The 20,783-nt window shown below is 62.2% G+C and carries 12 protein-coding genes, 3 tRNA genes and 3 rRNA genes; 12 read left to right on the top strand and 6 right to left on the bottom strand.

Going from position 1 to position 20,783, the window contains the following annotated elements:
• Positions 1 to 352: 352 nt before the first annotated feature.
• The 5 genes from PJ259_RS18595 (at position 353) to rrf (ending at position 5,605) form a co-directional block, all read left to right on the top strand.
• Positions 353 to 1,889: ribosomal RNA gene (locus PJ259_RS18595) — 16S ribosomal RNA — on the top strand.
• Between the two features lie 97 nt (positions 1,890 to 1,986).
• Positions 1,987 to 2,063 (top strand) — tRNA-Ile (locus tag PJ259_RS18600).
• Positions 2,064 to 2,069: 6 nt separating this feature from the next.
• Positions 2,070 to 2,145: transfer RNA gene (locus PJ259_RS18605), tRNA-Ala, on the top strand.
• Positions 2,146 to 2,437: 292 nt separating this feature from the next.
• Positions 2,438 to 5,330, top strand: a 23S ribosomal RNA gene (locus PJ259_RS18610).
• Positions 5,331 to 5,489: 159 nt separating this feature from the next.
• Positions 5,490 to 5,605 (top strand): 5S ribosomal RNA (gene rrf, locus PJ259_RS18615).
• The 16S, 23S and 5S rRNA genes sit together here with 2 tRNA genes alongside, the layout of an rRNA operon.
• A gap of 495 nt (positions 5,606 to 6,100) precedes the next feature.
• Here rrf and mksF read toward each other — a convergent pair.
• Genes mksF through mksB form a run of 3 tightly spaced genes read right to left on the bottom strand, consistent with a single transcriptional unit; the run spans position 6,101 to position 10,828 of the window.
• On the bottom strand, positions 6,101 to 8,902 hold the full coding sequence (gene mksF, locus PJ259_RS18620) for an Mks condensin complex protein MksF (RefSeq protein ID WP_271653766.1): 2,802 nt from the start codon (positions 8,900 to 8,902) through the stop codon (positions 6,101 to 6,103).
• Positions 8,899 to 9,576: an Mks condensin complex protein MksE gene (gene mksE / locus PJ259_RS18625; RefSeq protein WP_271653767.1), complete on the bottom strand. Its 678-nt coding sequence runs from the start codon at positions 9,574 to 9,576 to the stop codon at positions 8,899 to 8,901. The genes mksF and mksE overlap by 4 nt, the downstream gene beginning before the upstream one ends.
• On the bottom strand, positions 9,566 to 10,828 hold the full coding sequence (mksB, locus tag PJ259_RS18630) for an Mks condensin complex protein MksB (protein WP_271653768.1): 1,263 nt from the start codon (positions 10,826 to 10,828) through the stop codon (positions 9,566 to 9,568). The genes mksE and mksB overlap by 11 nt, the downstream gene beginning before the upstream one ends.
• 161 nt (positions 10,829 to 10,989) lie before the next feature.
• Here mksB and PJ259_RS18635 point away from each other — a divergent pair, with 161 nt between their 5' ends.
• Both PJ259_RS18635 and rimI read left to right on the top strand, forming a co-directional pair.
• Positions 10,990 to 11,817, top strand: coding sequence for an energy transducer TonB (locus tag PJ259_RS18635; protein WP_271653769.1), 828 nt, complete (start codon positions 10,990 to 10,992; stop codon positions 11,815 to 11,817).
• Entirely contained in the window at positions 11,817 to 12,269 is a 453-nt protein-coding gene (gene rimI, locus PJ259_RS18640) for a ribosomal protein S18-alanine N-acetyltransferase (RefSeq protein WP_271653770.1), read from the top strand. The genes PJ259_RS18635 and rimI overlap by 1 nt, the downstream gene beginning before the upstream one ends.
• Positions 12,270 to 12,282: 13 nt before the next feature.
• On the opposite strand, the gene PJ259_RS18645 is transcribed toward rimI, so the two are convergent.
• Positions 12,283 to 12,816 (bottom strand): hypothetical protein, encoded by a 534-nt coding sequence (locus PJ259_RS18645; RefSeq protein ID WP_271653771.1) that lies wholly within the window; start codon positions 12,814 to 12,816, stop codon positions 12,283 to 12,285.
• Between the two features lie 127 nt (positions 12,817 to 12,943).
• On the opposite strand from PJ259_RS18645, the gene otsB reads away from it, so the two are divergent.
• Complete coding sequence (otsB, locus tag PJ259_RS18650) at positions 12,944 to 13,702, top strand: trehalose-phosphatase (RefSeq protein WP_059313411.1); 759 nt, start codon at positions 12,944 to 12,946, stop codon at positions 13,700 to 13,702.
• A 1-nt stretch (position 13,703) separates the two neighbouring features.
• The gene (otsA, locus tag PJ259_RS18655; protein ID WP_271653772.1) at positions 13,704 to 15,155 is read left to right on the top strand and encodes an alpha,alpha-trehalose-phosphate synthase (UDP-forming); all 1,452 of its coding nucleotides are present in this window, start codon (positions 13,704 to 13,706) and stop codon (positions 15,153 to 15,155) included.
• 559 nt (positions 15,156 to 15,714) lie between these two features.
• Here otsA and PJ259_RS18660 read toward each other — a convergent pair.
• Both PJ259_RS18660 and PJ259_RS18665 read right to left on the bottom strand, forming a co-directional pair.
• A tRNA-Met gene (locus PJ259_RS18660) sits at positions 15,715 to 15,791 on the bottom strand.
• A 109-nt stretch (positions 15,792 to 15,900) separates the two neighbouring features.
• Positions 15,901 to 16,815 (bottom strand): MurR/RpiR family transcriptional regulator, encoded by a 915-nt coding sequence (locus tag PJ259_RS18665; protein ID WP_133861591.1) that lies wholly within the window; start codon positions 16,813 to 16,815, stop codon positions 15,901 to 15,903.
• A 230-nt stretch (positions 16,816 to 17,045) separates the two neighbouring features.
• On the opposite strand from PJ259_RS18665, the gene PJ259_RS18670 reads away from it, so the two are divergent.
• From PJ259_RS18670 to iolB, 3 genes are read left to right on the top strand one after another with little or no spacing between them, the layout of a single operon-like run.
• The gene (locus tag PJ259_RS18670; protein WP_271653773.1) at positions 17,046 to 18,983 is read left to right on the top strand and encodes a bifunctional 5-dehydro-2-deoxygluconokinase/5-dehydro-2-deoxyphosphogluconate aldolase; all 1,938 of its coding nucleotides are present in this window, start codon (positions 17,046 to 17,048) and stop codon (positions 18,981 to 18,983) included.
• 25 nt (positions 18,984 to 19,008) lie between these two features.
• Positions 19,009 to 19,905 carry a myo-inosose-2 dehydratase gene (gene iolE, locus PJ259_RS18675; RefSeq protein ID WP_271653774.1) on the top strand — a complete coding sequence of 299 codons (897 nt, stop codon included), beginning with the start codon at positions 19,009 to 19,011 and terminating at the stop codon, positions 19,903 to 19,905.
• Positions 19,906 to 19,916: 11 nt separating this feature from the next.
• On the top strand, positions 19,917 to 20,732 hold the full coding sequence (gene iolB / locus PJ259_RS18680; RefSeq protein WP_271653775.1) for a 5-deoxy-glucuronate isomerase: 816 nt from the start codon (positions 19,917 to 19,919) through the stop codon (positions 20,730 to 20,732).
• The last annotated feature ends 51 nt before the right edge of the window (positions 20,733 to 20,783 follow it).

Raw genomic sequence — 20,783 nt, forward strand, 5'->3', positions numbered from 1 at the left:
GATGACGAAATGAAGCGGAGGGGTTGACAGCGTCTCAGGATGCTGTAGGATTCGCCTCCCGCTGCCGAGATTGGTTAGACCGGTCAGGCAAGCGCAAGTGGTTGAGTTGAAACGAAAAAGTTCAAATCGACGCTTGACAGGATGTGAGGACAGCGTAGAATGCGCGCCTCGGTTAGCGACACGGTCGCAACCACTGCTCTTTAACAAGTTGAATCAAGCAATTCGTGTGGGTGCTTGTGAGATAAGTCTGATGTCGCAAGATTATCAGCAACACAAGTAACTCGTGAATTCATGAGTTTTTTGCGATTGCTGAGCCAAGTTTAGGGTTTTCTCAAAACCCGATCAGTCTACTTAACTGAAGAGTTTGATCATGGCTCAGATTGAACGCTGGCGGCAGGCCTAACACATGCAAGTCGAGCGGATGAAGGGAGCTTGCTCTCTGATTCAGCGGCGGACGGGTGAGTAATGCCTAGGAATCTGCCTAGTAGTGGGGGACAACGTTTCGAAAGGAACGCTAATACCGCATACGTCCTACGGGAGAAAGTGGGGGATCTTCGGACCTCACGCTATTAGATGAGCCTAGGTCGGATTAGCTAGTTGGTAGGGTAACGGCCTACCAAGGCGACGATCCGTAACTGGTCTGAGAGGATGATCAGTCACACTGGAACTGAGACACGGTCCAGACTCCTACGGGAGGCAGCAGTGGGGAATATTGGACAATGGGCGAAAGCCTGATCCAGCCATGCCGCGTGTGTGAAGAAGGCCCTCGGGTCGTAAAGCACTTTAAGTTGGGAGGAAGGGCTCATAGCGAATACCTGTGAGTTTTGACGTTACCAACAGAATAAGCACCGGCTAACTTCGTGCCAGCAGCCGCGGTAATACGAAGGGTGCAAGCGTTAATCGGAATTACTGGGCGTAAAGCGCGCGTAGGTGGCTTGATAAGTTGGATGTGAAATCCCCGGGCTCAACCTGGGAACTGCATCCAAAACTGTCTGGCTAGAGTGTGGTAGAGGGTAGTGGAATTTCCAGTGTAGCGGTGAAATGCGTAGATATTGGAAGGAACACCAGTGGCGAAGGCGACTACCTGGACTAACACTGACACTGAGGTGCGAAAGCGTGGGGAGCAAACAGGATTAGATACCCTGGTAGTCCACGCCGTAAACGATGTCAACTAGCCGTTGGGATCCTTGAGATCTTAGTGGCGCAGCTAACGCATTAAGTTGACCGCCTGGGGAGTACGGCCGCAAGGTTAAAACTCAAATGAATTGACGGGGGCCCGCACAAGCGGTGGAGCATGTGGTTTAATTCGAAGCAACGCGAAGAACCTTACCTGGCCTTGACATGCTGAGAACTTTCCAGAGATGGATTGGTGCCTTCGGGAACTCAGACACAGGTGCTGCATGGCTGTCGTCAGCTCGTGTCGTGAGATGTTGGGTTAAGTCCCGTAACGAGCGCAACCCTTGTCCTTAGTTACCAGCACGTTATGGTGGGCACTCTAAGGAGACTGCCGGTGACAAACCGGAGGAAGGTGGGGATGACGTCAAGTCATCATGGCCCTTACGGCCAGGGCTACACACGTGCTACAATGGTCGGTACAAAGGGTTGCCAAGCCGCGAGGTGGAGCTAATCCCATAAAACCGATCGTAGTCCGGATCGCAGTCTGCAACTCGACTGCGTGAAGTCGGAATCGCTAGTAATCGTGAATCAGAACGTCACGGTGAATACGTTCCCGGGCCTTGTACACACCGCCCGTCACACCATGGGAGTGGGTTGCTCCAGAAGTAGCTAGTCTAACCTTCGGGGGGACGGTTACCACGGAGTGATTCATGACTGGGGTGAAGTCGTAACAAGGTAGCCGTAGGGGAACCTGCGGCTGGATCACCTCCTTAATCGAAAGATGTCAGCTTGCTGGCAAGCACCCACACGAATTGCTTGATTCACTGATAGAAGAGCAATTGAGTTAGTTAGACTCAAGGTAAGACGATTGGGTCTGTAGCTCAGTTGGTTAGAGCGCACCCCTGATAAGGGTGAGGTCGGCAGTTCGAATCTGCCCAGACCCACCAATCGATGGGGCCATAGCTCAGCTGGGAGAGCGCCTGCCTTGCACGCAGGAGGTCAGGAGTTCGATCCTCCTTGGCTCCACCATCTCCACCTACCGCTAACGCGATTGCTTGAAAAGCTCAGACATGAGCGTTTGATACACCATCCGGTGTAGCCCAAACTCTGATGTCTGGTCTTTGATCAGAACTGTTCTTTAAAAAATTGGGAAAGTGATAGAAGTAGACTGCATTAACTGTTTTCACTGGCAGTTAGTGTCGTCAAGGTAAAATCTTGCGAACTCAAGCGCAAGTTTTCGGCGAAATGTCGTCTTCACTCATCTAACGCTTTGCAGATCGGTAGCGTCCTTGGACGCCAGCGAGATTGCTTGGGGTTATATGGTCAAGTGAAGAAGCGCATACGGTGGATGCCTTGGCAGTCAGAGGCGATGAAAGACGTGATAGCCTGCGATAAGCTTCGGTGAGGTGGCAAATGACCTGTGACCCGGAGATCTCTGAATGGGGAAACCCACCTAGCATAAGCTAGGTATCTTAACCTGAATCCATAGGGTTAAGAGGCGAACCAGGGGAACTGAAACATCTAAGTACCCTGAGGAAAAGAAATCAACCGAGATTCCCTTAGTAGTGGCGAGCGAACGGGGACCAGCCCTTAAGTTGATTTGAGAGTAGCGGAACGCTCTGGAAAGTGCGGCCATAGTGGGTGATAGCCCTGTACGCGAAACGCTCTTATCAATGAAATCGAGTAGGACGGGGCACGAGAAACCCTGTCTGAATATGGGGGGACCATCCTCCAAGGCTAAATACTCCTGACTGACCGATAGTGAACCAGTACCGTGAGGGAAAGGCGAAAAGAACCCCGGAGAGGGGAGTGAAATAGAACCTGAAACCGTATGCGTACAAGCAGTGGGAGCCCACTTTGTTGGGTGACTGCGTACCTTTTGTATAATGGGTCAGCGACTTATTTTCAGTGGCGAGCTTAACCGAATAGGGGAGGCGTAGCGAAAGCGAGTCTTAATAGGGCGTCTAGTCGCTGGGAATAGACCCGAAACCGGGCGATCTATCCATGAGCAGGTTGAAGGTTAGGTAACACTGACTGGAGGACCGAACCCACTTCCGTTGAAAAGGCAGGGGATGACTTGTGGATCGGAGTGAAAGGCTAATCAAGCTCGGAGATAGCTGGTTCTCCTCGAAAGCTATTTAGGTAGCGCCTCATGTATCACTCTGGGGGGTAGAGCACTGTTTCGGCTAGGGGGTCATCCCGACTTACCAAACCGATGCAAACTCCGAATACCCAGAAGTGCCGAGCATGGGAGACACACGGCGGGTGCTAACGTCCGTCGTGAAAAGGGAAACAACCCAGACCGTCAGCTAAGGTCCCAAAGTCCTGGTTAAGTGGTAAACGATGTGGGAAGGCTTAGACAGCTAGGAGGTTGGCTTAGAAGCAGCCACCCTTTAAAGAAAGCGTAATAGCTCACTAGTCGAGTCGGCCTGCGCGGAAGATGTAACGGGGCTCAAACCAGGCACCGAAGCTACGGGTATCACCTCTGGTGATGCGGTAGAGGAGCGTTCTGTAAGCCTGTGAAGGTGAGTTGAGAAGCTTGCTGGAGGTATCAGAAGTGCGAATGCTGACATGAGTAACGACAATGCGAGTGAAAAACTCGCACGCCGAAAGACCAAGGGTTCCTGCGCAACGTTAATCGACGCAGGGTGAGTCGGTCCCTAAGGCGAGGCTGAAAGGCGTAGTCGATGGGAAACGGGTTAATATTCCCGTACTTCTAGTTACTGCGATGGGGGGACGGAGAAGGCTAGGCCAGCTTGGCGATGGTTGTCCAAGTTTAAGGTGGTAGGCTGACTGTTTAGGTAAATCCGGACAGTTAAGGCCGAGAACTGATGACGATCCTTCTTTTAGAAGGAGAAGTGGTTGATGCCATGCTTCCAGGAAAAGCCTCTAAGCTTCAGGTAACTAGGAACCGTACCCCAAACCGACACAGGTGGTCGGGTAGAGAATACCAAGGCGCTTGAGAGAACTCGGGTGAAGGAACTAGGCAAAATGGCACCGTAACTTCGGGAGAAGGTGCGCCGGTGAGGGTGAAGGGTTTACCCCGTAAGCTCATGCCGGTCGAAGATACCAGGCCGCTGCGACTGTTTATTAAAAACACAGCACTCTGCAAACACGAAAGTGGACGTATAGGGTGTGACGCCTGCCCGGTGCCGGAAGGTTAATTGATGGGGTTAGCGCAAGCGAAGCTCTTGATCGAAGCCCCGGTAAACGGCGGCCGTAACTATAACGGTCCTAAGGTAGCGAAATTCCTTGTCGGGTAAGTTCCGACCTGCACGAATGGCGTAACGATGGCGGCGCTGTCTCCACCCGAGACTCAGTGAAATTGAAATCGCTGTGAAGATGCAGTGTATCCGCGGCTAGACGGAAAGACCCCGTGAACCTTTACTGTAGCTTTGCACTGGACTTTGAGCTTGCTTGTGTAGGATAGGTGGGAGGCTTTGAAGCGTGGACGCCAGTCTGCGTGGAGCCATCCTTGAAATACCACCCTGGCAACCTTGAGGTTCTAACTCTGGTCCGTTATCCGGATCGAGGACAGTGTATGGTGGGCAGTTTGACTGGGGCGGTCTCCTCCTAAAGAGTAACGGAGGAGTACGAAGGTGCGCTCAGACCGGTCGGAAATCGGTCGTAGAGTATAAAGGCAAAAGCGCGCTTGACTGCGAGACAGACACGTCGAGCAGGTACGAAAGTAGGTCTTAGTGATCCGGTGGTTCTGTATGGAAGGGCCATCGCTCAACGGATAAAAGGTACTCCGGGGATAACAGGCTGATACCGCCCAAGAGTTCATATCGACGGCGGTGTTTGGCACCTCGATGTCGGCTCATCACATCCTGGGGCTGAAGCCGGTCCCAAGGGTATGGCTGTTCGCCATTTAAAGTGGTACGCGAGCTGGGTTTAGAACGTCGTGAGACAGTTCGGTCCCTATCTGCCGTGGACGTTTGAGATTTGAGAGGGGCTGCTCCTAGTACGAGAGGACCGGAGTGGACGAACCTCTGGTGTTCCGGTTGTCACGCCAGTGGCATCGCCGGGTAGCTATGTTCGGAAGAGATAACCGCTGAAAGCATCTAAGCGGGAAACTTGCCTCAAGATGAGATCTCACTGGAGCCTTGAGCTTCCTGAAGGGCCGTCGAAGACTACGACGTTGATAGGTCGGGTGTGTAAGCGCTGTGAGGCGTTGAGCTAACCGATACTAATTGCCCGTGAGGCTTGACCATATAACACCCAAACAATCTGACCGCAGGTCAGAGCGTGAGGAAGACGACGCCGAAAACGGGCGCGTGGGTTCGCAAGACCCAAGACGAATTGTCTACTTCGATCACAGACCCAATTGGGCCAGCCAGGCAGCCTTATCGCCTGGCCAGCCAACCGAATTGCTTGACGAACATAGAGCATTGGAACCACCTGATCCCTTCCCGAACTCAGAAGTGAAACGATGCATCGCCGATGGTAGTGTGGGGTTTCCCCATGTGAGAGTAGGTCATCGTCAAGCGCCTAACACCCAGCACCCCCGCTCAGTTCATTCTGACGGGGGTGTTGTCTTTGGGGCGGGAAAAGTTTGGCGAGACGCTAAGGCGTGTGGGCCGATAGCCCTGCCAGCGTAAGCCGGGCAGTCACGCGGCTGAGGTTGCCCTCACCCTCACCCTATCCCTCTCCCGGGGGGGAGAGGGGACCAGGAGCGGTGCGGCTGGGCGCTTGAGGGCTACCTGACAGCCAAGGTGCTGCTTGGGGCCTGCAAGAGCACAGACAGCCCGGCTACGCCGGGCTGTCGGGTTTGAAGCGCGCAGGACTGGCGTAGGTTGGCGCTGAGCGCAGCGAAGCCCAACAGGCGAACGCTGGCGCACTGAGCTTTGGAAGGCAAGCCTAGGCAGAGTGGCGAGGTGAGACCTCGATGTTGGGCTTCGCTAGGCTCAGCCCAACCTACGACAGCGTTACGAGAGCAACAAAAAGCCCGGCTTGTGCCGGGCTTTTTGCGTTCTGGAAGGGCTCAAGCGGGGTCGGGCAGGGCCAGGTCGCGTTTGGCGATGTACTTCCAATCGGCTTCATCGATGTAGATGCCGCCGGGGCCGCTGCCGCCTTCGAGGTCGATGGCTACTTGGGCGCTGACCTGGGGTTTGACGCTGGCCAGGATGGGCACGAAGCCCAACTGTTGGCTGGTCTCGATCAGGGCCTGCTGGTTGCGTTCGTCGATGTCGGCGGCTTCGTCCAGGTAGTAGGGCAAGCGGATCTTGGCGGCCTGCTCCCGGTCCATCAGGTGCAGCAGCAGATACATGTTGGTCAGCGCCTTGATGGTCATGGTGGTGCCATTGGACGCGGCGCCGTCGATGTCGGTATGCAGGACCGGCTGACCACCCTGCTTGGTGATCTCGAAGGCCAGTTCGAAGAGGTCCTTGAGGCCGAGCTGGTTGCCGTTGGCGGCTACCAGGCGGGCCAGGTATTCCTTGGCGTCCTCGTTCTTCTGGTCCTGGCTGCTGTCCTGGGTGAGATCGAACACCGAGAGGGTTTCGCCCTCCTCGTACTGACCGGCGCTGTGGATGATCTGGTCGATGTGCTTGAGCGCCTCTTTGTTGGGCGCCAGGACGATGCGGAAGCTCTCCAGGTTGGAGACCTGCTTGCGGTTGATCTCGCGGTTGAACAGCTGCAGCTGGTGTTCCAGGTTGTCGTAGTCGCTGCGGATGTTTCTCAGCGTCCGGGCGATGTCGGTGACGGCGGCGCGACGGGCCTTGGCCAGGGTCAGGGCTTCGTCCTGGCGATGGGCATAGGCATTGACCAGCAGCTGCAGGCGACGCTCGGAGTCTTCCTCGTTGTCGAACTTGGCTACGCCCTTGAGCCGCACCTGGGCATAGAGCGCCTCGATCTGGGTGTCGGCGCGCTGCAGGGCCTGCCAGGTGTCCTGATAGTCGTTGAGCAACGGCAACAGGTTCTCCAGGGAATCGTCCACCGCTTCCATGAAGGGCGTGCCCTGGGGCAGGTCGGTGGGCAGCAGCTGCCGGCGGCGCAGGGCGTCGGCGAGGGTGCGGTCCTTGGCTTCCAGATCAGCCAGTTGCCGGCCGATCAGCTGCAGCTTGGCAGAGAGTTGCTGGACGCGTTCGGTGAAGGCGTCACCAGCGCGTCTCAGTTCGTCCTGGGCGGCTTCCAGCTGAGCCAGCTGTTCGAGTTTTTCGTTTTCCTCGGCGCCGAGGGTCTGGCAGCGGCGAAAGTCTTCGAGGGCCTTCTGGGCATCCAGGACCTGCTGGTAAAGGGCTTCGGCCTGGGCCTTGCTGGCCTGGCGGTCGACGCTGACGCCCTGCTGGGCCTTGAGTTGCTTGAGTTCGCGCTCCAAGCGGTCCTTCTGGTCACGCAGGGCGGCACGATCGGCCAGGGCCTGCAGGGTGGGCGGCTCGATCCCCGAAAGGTCGAGGGACAGGCCCGGCAGTTCGAGGCGATCGCCCTGGAAACGCGCCAGGATGCCTTCGAAGGTCTTTACCCAGCTGCCGTCTTCGGCCAATTCGACGCCCTTGGCGCCCAGCGGCAGACTGAACAGCTGGCTATTGAACAGCCGCATCAGGCGATCGACGTCGGCCTGGCTGAATTCCTCGCGCAGGCGGGCGTAGCTGTTGTTGTCGGCGTGGTCGAGTTGCTGGCGTATGCCCTTGAGGCGCTGTTCCAGTTCGCGGACGCGCTGGTCGAGGTCTTCGCTACTAAACTGACGCGCCTGGGAGAGGGCACCGGCCAGCTCATCATGGGCATCCTTGGCCGCCAGCAGCTGAGCCTCCAGAGGCGCGGTGGAGTCCACCAGGGCGAAGCGGTGCTTGAGCTGGGCCAGGTCGGCGAGCCAGCGTTGCAGGCTGCTGATCTCGCGCTCGCGGCGCATCAGCTCACTGGTGCCGTCGCGCTGGCTCTGCTGCAGGCCGTCCTGTTCCTGGCGGTAGTGCTCGGTCTGGGACAGCAACTCGTCGCGACGGTCGATCGCGTAGTGCTGCCAGGTGCCGAGCAGGCTGTCGAGCAGGGGTGAGAGACGGTGCAGCTTGCCTCTCAGGCGGTCACGCTGTTCGACGCCATTGGCCAGGGCTTCCACCAGCGGGCCGGCGGCCACCAGGGACTGGTAATCCTGCTCCATGCGGCGCACGTCGCGAAAGGCTTCCTCGCAGGCGGCGATGTAGTCGACGCTGCCGGATCTCAGGCTGTGCTCGAAGGCGTCGAGAAACAGCTGCTTGAGCTTGGCCGCGGTGATCTCGCGCATGTGCAGCAGGTTGATGAACAGGGCGCGGAAGGTCTTGAGACTCTGTTCGCTGGTGGAGCGCAACGGGATCAGGGTCAGGTCCAGCGGAATGCTGGTGTGGCCGCCTACCAGCAGGCGGCGCAACTCCTCGGGTTTGACCTCGTAGGCCTTGAGGCCGGCACGCTCCAGGCTGGCGAAGAGCTCGCGCTGGCGCAGGCAGGCACCGTCACGTTGATAGTGGGCCAGGTCAAGCTCGCCGGCATAGGCGAAGAACTGGTGGCCGAAGCCTCCGCCCGGACCGCGACCGGCCACGCCGATGACGTGGGGACCATGGGCCAGGCGCAATTCGATGAGGATGTAGCTGGTGTCGGTGGCGAAGTAGAACTTGCGCGATTGCTCGTTGCTGTACTTGCCGAAGCTCATGTCGGAGAGCCGCGCCAGGATGGGGAATTGCAGGGCGTTGATCGAGGCGCTCTTGCCCAGGTTGTTGGCGCCATAGACCGACAGCGGCTGTTCCAGCGGGAAGAGGCCGAGGCTGTAGCCGGCGGTGTTGAGCAGGGCGAAGCGGCTGATGCCGTAGCGGATCATAGGTCGAACTCCCGTTCTGCGGCGATGGCGCGGGCCAGGGCGGCCTCTTCGTCATCTTCGTCGGCGCTCTCTTGCTCGGTGCTGTCCTCGTCGCCCGCAAGGGTTGGGGCCGGCAGCGGCAGATCGCTGGCATGCAGGCCGGCGGCCAGGTCGCGGTCCTGTTGCACGGTCAGGCAGACATCCAGGAAACGGTGCATGGGCGGCAGGAAGCGATAGGTCCCGTTGCTGTCCAGGGCGAAGCCCAGCTGGGTCAGGCGGCGCAGGATCTTTTCTTCCAGCTCTTCCTGGGTGGTGACCTCGGCCTGCAGGAAGAGGTCGCGGTACTTGTCCAGCAGGGCCGGCAGTTCGTGCCGACCCAGGGTGCCGCCGTCGAGCACGGCCAAGGGGTCGCGGCCCTGGTCGGCCAGGTGCTCGACCAGGATGAAGGTGAACAGTGCCAGGCGCTGGGCGGTCTTGTTGACCTGGGCACCCATCTGCTCGGGGACGAAATAGTAGAAGCCGCGTGGGTCGCAGACCAGTTCGAAGCCGAGGGCGCGGAACAGGGCGCGGTACTGGTCCCGCAGCTGGCTGAGTTGGGCGTAGCTCTCGGGCTCGCTGCGGGACAGGTGATAGCCCTTGAACAGCTCGCGGAAGATGGGGGCGAGCTGGGTCATTTCGTTGAGATCAAGTTGCATGGGCATCGCTCGCGAGAGATCGGGCGGTCAGGGCGTAGGAGCACAGGCTGACGCGGTGTTCGAGGGTGTCGTAGTGGCGACGATCCAGCCGCTGGCGCTGGAAGCGCGTATCCCGAGACAGGCGCGAGAACCAGTAGAGCAGCTCGTCGGTGTCGCCGGCCGGCTCCTGTTCCAGCAGCCAGGCCATGAGGTCGGGCAGCGGCAGGGCGTCCTGGCAGAGATCGAGCATCTCGCGGGCGGTACGGGGCGCGGCCGGGCGTTCGCTGTCACGCGGGCGACTGGTCTGGCTGGGGAAGCGTGCCGGCTTGGGCTCGAAGCGGGCCAGGGCGTAGACATAGCTTTCCACCTGGGCGGTGGTGCCGAGGAAGACGCTCTGTGGCCGGCTGAACAGCGGCAAGGCGGCCTGGGGCACGGCGTCGAGACCCTTGCGGCGAATGGTGGCCAGGGCCAGGGCGGCGCCGCGGGTCACGGCGTTGTGCCGGCGTGCCTCTTCGCGCAGCGGTAAGAGCAGTTCGCGCGCGCGTCTCAGGGCCAGCTGGGCGGCATTGTGCATCTCCAGGATGCGCGCCTGGGTGCGCAGTAGCAGGTCGTCGTCGATCAGGTGGCCAAGGCGCTGCTGTTCACCCAGTAGGTGCAGGAGGACCTGCTCGACGCGATGCACGCCGCGTTCGAAGGCGCCGTCGGCGGCTACCAGCTGGATCATCGGCTCGACGTATTCGTCCCAGGTGGCCAGCACCTCGGCATAGCGCTGGCGTAGCGGAATCTGGCGGTCGCTGGTCTTAGCGCGCTCGGCCACGCCTTCCAGGGCATGGCCATCGTTGGCCAGCTTCTTGAGGACGTCGCGCACGCGCATGTCCAGCAGACGCAGCTGGCGCGCCAGGTCCGGGCCGTCGCGGTTGTCGAAGGCTTCGCGGATGTGACCGGCGAGGCGTTCCAGGTGGCGCAGGTAGGCCTCGATCTCCAGGCACAGGCCCAGGCGGTGCTCGCGCCTGAGGTAGCCGAGGAAGTCGTGGATCTGGCCATTGAGTTCGAAGCGGTTGGGGCTCTTGGCCACCGGCACCAGGATGTCGAGGCGGATCCAGGTGTCCAGTAACGCCGTAAGGTCGGCAGGCGTGCGTTCGGGCAACTGCTCGGCGAGGCGGGCGCGCAGTTCGGCCAGGCCCAGGGTACCGCTGTCGAAGTGGGTGCACAGCGGGTCGATGAGGTGCCAGTGTTCGGCGAGGGTACGCAGGACGCGTTTGGGGTCGATCATGGCGGGGACCGCACCAGACAAAAGCGCCATTGTACTCCAGACGCCAGAGCCTTCGGTGTGACCGCGGTGGGACCGATGGGCAGGGTGGCCTTTCGATCCAGGGCGATCCGGGCGACAATGCCGCCCCGCATAATTCCCTCGCGTGTCCGAAGGATCCGCCCATGTCCGACCCCACCACTTCCGCCAGCCCCTCGCTTGCCGCCGAGGCGCGTCGTCGCGCCTATCTGCAGGCGTTGCAGCTGGATGTCTGGGTGCCGCGTACGGTGTTGCCCTTCGCGGCGCCTTCGCGGCCGGAAGCCCTGTGGGTCGAGGAACCGGAGGAGGCGCCCGTCGCCGCCCGGGTGGTACGCCCGGAGCCGGTGGCCAAGGCTGCGCCAGTCGCTGCAGTAGTCGAGGCACCGGCGGCGAATCGTCCGCGCATCGAGATCCCGCGACCCAGCGCAGTAAAGCCGGCTGCGGCCACGGTGGTCGAGGCGGAGCCAGAGCGCGCGCCTCCACCACCGCGCGAGCCGGCGCCTCGCTTCGCCCTGCAGCTGTTGCAGGCCGGGCGCTGCCTGTTGCTGCTCGAATTGCCGACTGGCGATACCCTGGGTTCACGCGATCCGGCCGCCCTGCTGCTCAAGGATCTGCTGCGCGCTGCCGGTCTGCCGGACACACCGCGGATCGTCAGCGAGGAGCCCATTCGCTGGCCGCTGCTCAACAGCGGTCAACTCGACCAGGGGCCGGCGGCGGCCTGCGAATTCGTGCAGAGCTTCGTCTCGGGGCATCAGGAGCGGCTGGGTGAAGGCCTGGGTCTCTGGCTGATCGGCGGCGCGGCGCGGCGCTGTAGCGGTGTCGAGGATATGCAGCTGACCGGCGTGGAGCAGGACACGGCCCTGGGACCGGCCTGGCTGGTACCGGGGCTGGACATTTTGATGGAGGAGCCGGCCGCCAAGGCCGCGCTCTGGCAAGCCATGCGCCCACTGCGGCGTCGCTGGATGGGACAGTAATGAACGATGCGGTGAGCTTTCGGCGGATGACCGAAGCCGATCTGAACACGGTCTTGAAGATCGAATATCAGGCCTTCAGCCATCCCTGGACCCGCGGCATCTTCCTGGATGCGCTCAAGTCCTACGACTGCTGGGTGATGCTGGCGGGCGACCAGCAGGTCGGGCATGGGGTGATCAACGTTATCCTCGACGAAGCCCATCTGCTCAACATCACCATCAAGCCGGAAAGCCAGGGGCGCGGCCTAGGCCTGCGTCTGCTGGAGCATCTGTTGCAGGAAGCGCGCAAGGCCAAGGCCAACGAGTGTTTTCTGGAGGTACGCGCCAGCAATCAGTCGGCCTACCGGCTTTATGAGCGCTATGGTTTCAACGAGATCGGCCGCCGGCGGGACTATTATCCCGCGGTCGGCGGCCGGGAAGATGCGCTGGTGATGGCCTGTACGCTGCTCGACTAGGCCTTCAGCGGTTTCAGTGATCGGCGCGCTTTTCGTCCAGATCCAGGCTGGTGTCACCGGCAAGGTCTTCGTCGTTGGCGTCCAGATCGGCGTAGCGGGCGTCTCTCTGGGTTTCGGCTTCGTTGGGCTCGTCGGCTTCGCCGTCCCAGGCCTCGCCGTCCAGGGGATGGCTGCGACCGAGTTCGGCTTCGTCCTGGCCTGAGCCGCCGCCGATGTCGCTGTCCTCGACCACGCTCAGCTCCTTGTCATTGGGCCAGGCATCGCCATAGTCGCTTGGCGAGCGGGCGCCGGTTTCGTCCAGCAGGGTTTCCGGACTGGCGTCATCCATGGTGGGCTGGTGATCCAGGGTCTCACCGCCGGTCATCCCGGCCTGGCGCACGCGTTCCTCGGGGAATTGCCCTGCGTAATCGCGTTCATCCATTTCGTCGCCGATGCGACCACCGCGCTCGTCCTTGCGATCGCTGAAGTCGAGTTCGCGCATGTCGCCCATGCGGTCCTGGATGTCGTCGATCTCTTCGGGGGTCTTGGTGATGTCGGGCTTGTTCATGGTGGTCTCCAAAGGCTGGGCTGCTAGAGCATCTCCCTGAATCGGACTACGCGCCGGCAAGGGGAATTCCTCGGTGCCGCCAGAAGGTGTGAACGAACCATACGGTGACCCGGCAGTCGTACCTTCCATGATTGACCTCGACAGCCTTACCTCATCGGGCCAGCCGCTGGCCTTCTTCTTCGATCTGGATGGCACCCTGGCAGAATTGCAGCCACGTCCGGAACAGGTTTTCATTCCCGCCGAAACCCTCGCCGCGCTCGAACAGCTGGCGCGCCACCATGGCGTCGCCGTGGTTTCCGGGCGCCCGCTGTCCGAGATCGACGGCTTCACGGCGCCGCTGCGGCTGGCCGCGGCGGGGGTGCATGGCGCCGAGTGGCGCGATCCCCAGGGCGAGACCCATCGGGTGACCCTGGACGCTGAGGTGCTGGCGCAGGTCGGTGCCCGTCTGGAAGCGGCCCTGGCCGAACATCCGGACCTGCTGCTCGAACGCAAGAGCGTGGCCTTTGCCCTGCATTATCGTCAGGCGCCGGAAAAGGAAGCGCTGGTGCGCGAGCTCGCCGAAGGCATCGCGGCCGATCATCCCGAATTCAAGTTGCAACCCGGCAAATGCGTCTTCGAACTCAAGCCCGCCGCGGCGAGCAAGGGCGAGGCCATTGCCCGTTTTCTCGAACTGGAACCCTTTGCCGGCTGCCTGCCGGTGTTTCTCGGTGACGATCGCACCGATGAAGAGGGGTTCGACGTCGTCAATGCGCGAGGCGGTCTGACCATCAAGGTGGGGGAAGGGGAGACGGTCGCCAAGACCCGCCTGCCTTCGGTGGAAGCGGTAGCCCTATGGCTACAACAGCTGAGCCGCGACCTCGCGCCACATTATAAGCAAGGAGATTAGGATGAGCCGTTTAGTGGTGGTATCGAATCGGGTAGCCCCGATCGAGGAGGGCAAGGCGACCGCGGGTGGTCTGGCGGTGGGCGTACTGGATGCCCTGCGCAAGTCGGGTGGCATCTGGTTCGGCTGGAACGGCGAGACGGTCAAGGAAAACGGGCCGGCCAAGACCCAGACCAAGGACAACATCGACTATGTGACCTTCGGCCTGACCAAGCGCGACTACGACCACTACTACCGCGGCTTTTCCAACGCCACCCTCTGGCCGATCTTCCACTACCGGATCGACCTCGCCCGCTACAACCGCGAAGAGTACGACGGCTATCGGCGGGTGAACATGGCGATGGCCGAGCGCCTCAAGCCACTGCTTAAGCCCGATGACATCATCTGGGTGCACGACTATCACCTGATCCCCTTCGCCGAAGCCTGCCGCATGCTGGGCATTCGCAACCGCATCGGCTTCTTCCTGCACATTCCCTTCCCGGCGCCGGAGATCCTCACCGCCATCCCGCCGCACAACGAATTGCTCAAGACCCTGTGCTTCTATGACCTGATCGGCTTCCAGACCGACACCGATCAGCTGGCCTTCCAGGACTACATCACCCGTGAGGTGCGTGGCGTGCTGGAAAAGGATGGCAGCCTGACCGCCTATGGCCACAACTTCCGCGTCGGCGTCTATCCCATCGGGGTGATGCCGGACGTGATCCAGAAGCAGGCGGAGTCCTATCGCACGCGCCGGCAGTTCATCTCGCGCAGCATCGAAGGCGTGCCCTACAAGACCATCGTCAGCGTCGACCGCCTCGACTATTCCAAGGGCCTGGTGGAGCGCTTTCAGGCCTTCGAAAAGCTGCTGGAGCACTTCCCCGAGCACCACAGGGCCGTGCAGTTCGTGCAGATCGCGCCTTCGTCCCGTGCGGACGTAGTGTCCTACCAGAACATTCGCCGTCAGCTGGAGAGCCATGCCGGCCATATCAATGGCCACTTCTCCGAGCTGGACTGGACGCCGATCCGCTACCTGAACAAGAGCTATGACCGGCGCACGGTGATGGGGCTGTTCCGCTCGTCCGACGTGGGTCTGGTGACCCCGTTGCGTGACGGCATGAACCTGGTCGCCAAGGAGTACGTAGCCGCCCAGGATCCGGAGAATCCCGGTGTGCTGGTGCTGTCGCGCTTTGCCGGTGCGGCGCGGGAGCTCAATTCGGCGCTGATCGTGAACCCCTATGATCACGTCGGCATGGCCGAGGCGTTGGACCGGGCGTTGCGCATGTCGCTGGAAGAGCGCAAGTCGCGCTACGAGGACATGATGCGGGTGATCCGCAAGGCGGACCTGGCCTCCTGGCGCGACAACTTCCTGCGTGACCTGCGAGCCTTCAGTTCCAAGGCGCTGGTGCAGTCCATCGATACCCAGGACGCGGCTGCTGCGGAAGAGCTGGAGAGCGAGCAGAAGGTCGCCCTGTAAGCGTTTTGCGCGGTGATTGAGCCCGGCTTAGGTCGGGCTTTTTCATGGGGTGAGGCTGAGGTTTGGTGGGAAGGGGCCCTCACCCTAGCCCTCTCCCGAAGGGAGAGGGGACGAGGAGCGGTGCTAGCTGTGGCTTGGGTCTGCTTCTGCTGGACTCTTCCATGGGGCGGGAAGGCTGTTCGGGGGGAGAGTGGGGCGGGGCCCTCACCCTAGCCCTCTCCCGGAGGGAGAGGGGACGAGGAGCGGTGCTAGCTGTGGCTTGGATCTGCTTCTGCTGGACTTTTCCGTGGGGCGGGAAGGCTGTTCAGGAGGGGAGCGGCGGGACCCTCACCCTGGCCCTCTCCCGGAGGGAGAGGGGACGAGGAGCGGTGCTAGCTGTGGCTTGGGTCTGCTTCTGCTGGACTCTTCGGGGGCGGGAAGGCTGTCCGGGGGGAGAGAGTGGGGCGGGGCCCTCACCCTAGCCCTCTCCCCGGGGGAGAGGGGACTAAAAGCGGTGCCGCAGTGGGCTTTTTCGTGGGCAATAAAAAAGGGTCAGCTTACGCTGACCCTTGGAAATAGGTGGTGGCTACGCAGGGACTTGAACCCCGGACCCCAGCATTATGAATGCTATGCTCTAACCAGCTGAGCTACGTAGCCATCCGAGGCGCGCATTATTGGCAAGGCGCCGGTGGCTGTCAAGCCTTCTGCTCAAGAAATTTCTGTTTGTCGATCAAGCGTTTGCGCGGTCCTGCCGGGGCCGGTTCGGCTAGTCGTCCTCGTCCAGTGGCAGCTGGATCTCGTCCATCTTCAGCTCCAGGCGATAGCCCAGGGCCAGGAACAGCGCCTGGCACAGGCAGAGGGTGGCACTCAGCGACCGGAAGGCGAAGGCACTGCCTTCGTTGACCAGCAGTAGGGCATCGGCGCGCTTGGCCAGGGGCGAAAGATTGCTGTCGGTGATAATCAGCGTCTTGGCCTTGTGGTGCTGGGCGATGCGCACGCACTGCTGACTTTCCTTGCCGTAGGGGCTGAAGCTGATGGCGATCAGCAGATCGCCTTGGGCGATGCTGCGCATCTGTTCGCGATAGCCGCCACCCAGACCGGTGATGAGGTGGATGCGCTTGTTGGTGTGCTGCAGGTTGTAGACCAGGTAGTCGGCCACGGCGAAGGAGCGGCGCACCCCCACCACATAGATGTTCTCGGCGTTCACCAGCAGGTCGACGGCCTTGTCGAAGGCGGCGTCGTCCAGCTCTTCGGCGAGTCGATCCAGCCCCGAACGGGTGGCGTTGATGCACTCGCGGGCCAGATCGCCGCTGCTGGCGCGCTGGCTCTTGTTGGCGATCATGCTGCGGATGCGCTGCTGGTAGTTCTGTACCGGCGTGGTCTTGTGGGTGTAGGCCTCGCGAAACAGCGCCTGCATCTCGCTGAAGCCCTTGAAGCCGAAGCGCTGGGAGAAGCGCACGATGGCCGAAGGATGCACCTCGCACTGCCCGGCGATGTCGCTGATGCGATCGACCATGACCCTGTCGCTCTGCTGGCTGACATAGGCGGCCACCCGTTTCAGTTGGCGTGGCAGGGCCTCGTAGTCACGGGCGATGCAGGCCAGCAACTGCTCGACGTTGCCGGGGGGATCGGCCAGCGGCGCGCTGCTGAGGGGGTCGTCGGCCGGGGAGTCGGAGGACATGGGCAATCTCGCGGTAGGGATTCTTGTGCCGGCAACTTAACCCATTCGCCGGGCGGCGTCGAAGTGGGACGGCAGGCGCAGTGTACGTCAGTTATGGAAATTAAATTCCATAAAATCTCATGTGGAAAATTTGTTGATTTGTCCGCGGCGTCGTTCTAGCCTGAGCTCACTCACACGTTCGGCCCCTCGGGTCCGCGCGGTTGGCCGATAACAATAAGCAGGAGCCACCCATGGGTGATCATTTCTTCGCCAGCGGGCGCCAGTTGGATGTCATCTGCCTGGGGCGACTGGGCGTCGACCTCTATGCGCAGCAGATCGGGGCGCCACTGGAAGATGTCAGCAGCTTCGCCAAGTACCTGGGGGGATCCTCCGCCAACATCGCCTTCGGCACCGCGCGCCTGGGGCTGAAGTCGGCGATGCTGACCCGAGTCGGCGACGACCACATGGGCCGCTTCCTGAGCCGGACGCTGGCGCAGGAAGGCTGCGACACCCGCGGCATCCAGGTGGATCGCGAGCGCCTCACCGCCCTGGTGCTGCTGGGCATCAAGGACCGCGAAACCTTTCCCCTGGTGTTCTATCGTGAGAATTGCGCCGACATGGCGCTGGGCGCGGACGACATCGACGAGGCCTTCATCGCCAGCGCCAAGGCACTGTTGATCACCGGTACCCACTTCTCCACCGAGGGGGTGTTCCAGGCCAGCAGCCGGGCGCTGGACTACGCCGAGCGCAACGGCGTGAAGCGGGTGCTGGACATCGATTACCGCCCGGTGCTCTGGGGGCTGACCGGCAAGGCCGATGGCGAGACCCGTTTCATCGCCAGTGCCGAGGTCAGCGCCCATGTGCAGCGCATCCTGCCGCGCTTCGACCTGGTAGTGGGCACCGAAGAGGAATTCCAGATCGCCGGGGGCAGCGAAGACCTGCTCACCGCCCTGCGCCGGGTCCGCGAGGTGACCGCGGCGACCCTGGTGGTCAAGCTTGGCGCCCAGGGCTGCACGGTGATCCATGGTGCCATTCCGGCGCGTCTCGAGGAAGGCGAGATCCATCGCGGCATCCGCGTCGAGGTGCTCAATGTGCTGGGCGCGGGCGATGCCTTCATGTCCGGCTTCCTGCGAGGCTGGCTGACCGGCGGCAACGATGCCGAATGCTGCCGGCTGGCCAATGCCTGCGGCGGGCTGGTGGTGTCGCGCCATGGCTGCGCCCCGGCCATGCCGACCCTGGCCGAGCTGGATTACCTCAACCACAGTCCGGTGCCCATCACCCGGCCCGACCTCGATCCCGTGCTCACCCGGTTGCACCGGGTCAGTACGCGGCGCCGCCAGTGGCAGCCGCTGTTCATCTTCGCCTTCGATCACCGCTACCAGCTGGTGGAGAGCGCTCAGCAGGTGGGCGCCGACCCGGCGCGGATTCCGACGCTCAAGCAGCTGTTCGTCCAGGCCATCGCCGAGGTCGAGCAGGACCTGCAGCGTCAGGGTGTGGCCGCCGACGTCGGGCTGCTGGCCGACGAGCGCTTCGGCCAGGACGCCCTGAATGCCGCCAGCGGCCGTGGCTGGTGGATCGCCAGGCCGGTGGAGCTGCAGAATTCGCGACCGCTGGCCTTCGAGCATGGCCGTTCGGTGGGCAGCACCCTGCTGAGCTGGCCGAGCGAGCAGATCATCAAGTGCCTGGTGCAATTCCACCCCGATGACGAGCCGCTGCTGCGGCTGGAGCAGGAGGCTCAGCTCAAGGGGCTGTATGAAGCGGCCCAGGCCAGCGGTCATGAACTCCTGCTGGAGGTCATCCCGCCGAAGAACCATGCCTCCGGCCGGCCGGACGTGCTCTATCGCGCCATCAAGCGGCTGTACAACCTGGGCATCTATCCCGAGTGGTGGAAGATCGAGGCGCAGCCGGCCGCCGTCTGGAGGCAACTCGACCAGTTGATCGCCGAACGCGATCCCCATTGCCAGGGCGTGGTGGTGCTGGGCCTCAACGCCCCGGCCGAAGAGTTGGCCGAAGGCTTTCGTCAGGCCAGCGCCAGCCAGCGCTGCCAGGGCTTCGCCGTGGGCCGGACCATCTTCGCCCAGCCGAGTCGGGCCTGGCTGGCCGGCGAGATCGACGACCGTGCGCTGGTCGCGCAGATCCGCAGCAACTTCGAATTCCTGATCCAGGCCTGGCGCGACGCCCGCGCCTGATCGCCTCCTGACGAGCAGCTCCGACATGACCGCACAACAACTCAAGATCGGCATCAACCCTATCTCCTGGGCCAACGACGACCTGCCGGCCCTGGGCGGCGACACCCCGCTTGCGACCATCCTGCGCGAGGGCAAGGAAATCGGCTTCCAGGGCTTCGAGCTGGGCGGCAAGTTTCCCAGCGAGCCCAAGGCGCTGGGCGAGGTACTCGGCCAGCATGACCTGGAGCTGGTGTCCGGCTGGTATTCCAGTGGCCTGGCGCACCGGGATGTCGAGGCCGAGATCGAGGCGATCCGTCCGCATTGCCGGCTGCTGGCCGAGAACGGCGCCAAGGTGCTGGTCTACGGCGAGGTGGCCGGCTCCATCCAGGGGCAGCGCCGGCCGCTGATCGAGCGGCCGCGCTTCCACAGCGACGCCGCCTGGCAGGCCTATGCCGAGAAGCTCGATCGCCTGGCCGCCTTCACCCTGAGCCAGGGCCTGCGCCTGGCCTATCACCACCACATGGGCGCCTATGTGGAAGCGCCCGAGGACATCGCCCGGCTGATGGCGCTGACCTCTCCGGACGTCGGCCTGCTGTTCGATGCCGGCCATTGCTACATGGGCGGTGGCGATCCCCTGAGCGTGCTGCAGCAACATATCGACCGGGTCTGCCACGTGCACTTCAAAGACGTGCGCAAGGCCGTGGTGCAGCTGGCGCGCAACCACCAGTGGAGCTTTCCGGACTGCATCCTCAACGGGACCTTCACCGTGCCGGGTGACGGCGACATCGATTTCTCGGCGTTGCTCAAGGTGCTGGTGGCTGCCGGCTATGAAGGCTGGCTGGTGGTGGAGGCCGAGCAGGACCCGGCCGTGGCGCCGGCCTACGAATACGCCAAGAAGGGCTACGACCATCTGCGCCAGCTGGTGGCGCAGGCCACTGCCTGAGGAGGAATCCGATGAATCTGCTCGTCAAAGCCGACCGTAGCGCCCGCGACATCGTCAGCGTCCCGGCCGGTGCCCTGGACTATGTCGGCTTCGCCGCCCATCGCCTGCAAGCGGGGGAGTCCCTGCCGGTGCTGGCGGGCGATCTGGAGGTCTGCATCGTGCTGCTCAGCGGCGGCGCCAGTATCGAGGGCGGGCATCCGCAGCTGGGCGCCTTCGCCTGGCGCGGGCTGGCCGGTCGCCAGAGCGTCTTCGAAGACGTCTCGCCCTATGCCGCCTACCTGCCGCCCGGCAGCGAGGCGCGGGTGACCGCCGACAGCACCGCCGAAATCGCCATCTGCACCTCGCCCGGCAATCCGCTGGTGGCGGACCGGCTGCCACCGCGGCTGATCGAGCCGGCGAGCATGCAGCGATCCACCCGCGGCAAGGGTGCCAATACCCGCTATGTCTGCGACATCCTGCCGGACACGGCGGCGGCCCATTCGCTGCTGGTGGTGGAGGTGCGCACCCCGTCCGGGCATTCCTCCAGCTATCCGCCCCATCGCCATGACCGCGACAACCTGCCGGCGGAGAGTCTGCTGGAGGAGTCCTACTACCACCGCATCGATCCGGGGCAGGGCTTCGTCTTCCAGCGCGTCTACACCGACGAGCGCGACCTGGACCAGGCCATGGCGGTGGAAGACCACGACGTGGTGCTGGTGCCGCGCGGCTATCACCCGGTCAGCGTGCCCTATGGCTACGAGTCCTATTACCTCAACGTGATGGCCGGCCCCCGGCGCGTCTGGAAATTCCACAACGATCCGCAGCACGAGTGGCTGCTGACTCGCTAACCCCTTTCGCATTCGCCGTGGCGGCGACCCCAGGACACGAGGATTCAGGAC

The sequence above is a fragment of the Pseudomonas sp. JBR1 genome (genome assembly GCF_028198185.1).
Taxonomy (GTDB): Bacteria; Pseudomonadota; Gammaproteobacteria; order Pseudomonadales; family Pseudomonadaceae; genus Chryseomonas; species Chryseomonas oryzihabitans_E.